The sequence below is a fragment of the Pseudomonas sp. NBRC 100443 genome (assembly GCF_030268185.1).
GTDB lineage: Bacteria > Pseudomonadota > Gammaproteobacteria > Pseudomonadales > Pseudomonadaceae > Pseudomonas > Pseudomonas citronellolis.
In genome coordinates this window covers 1-205 of sequence record NZ_BSQE01000127.1, presented here as the reverse complement: position 1 = coordinate 205, position 205 = coordinate 1, and the positions used below count along the sequence as shown (strand labels likewise).

Genomic DNA, 205 nt, shown 5'->3' with positions numbered 1-205 from the left:
TGTTCGCTGCACAGCAGCACCCAGGCGATACGCAGGTTGCGGTTGGCCAGTCGCACTGCCGCGCCCTTGCGCCCCAGGCGTTGTAGCCAGCGCTGCAGGCGCCGATCGTCCGGGTGTTCGGAATCGGGCCGCAGTTGCTTCAACACCGCATGCGAGCCTACGACCATCAGGCTGCGCACATAGGCGTCGCCACGTTTGGTCATCT

Annotated in this window: 1 pseudogene; it reads right to left on the bottom strand. The window is 65.4% G+C overall.

The features are described from left to right. Positions 1-205 (bottom strand): annotated as a pseudogene (locus QSJ95_RS32830) (IS110 family transposase); the annotation flags it as partial.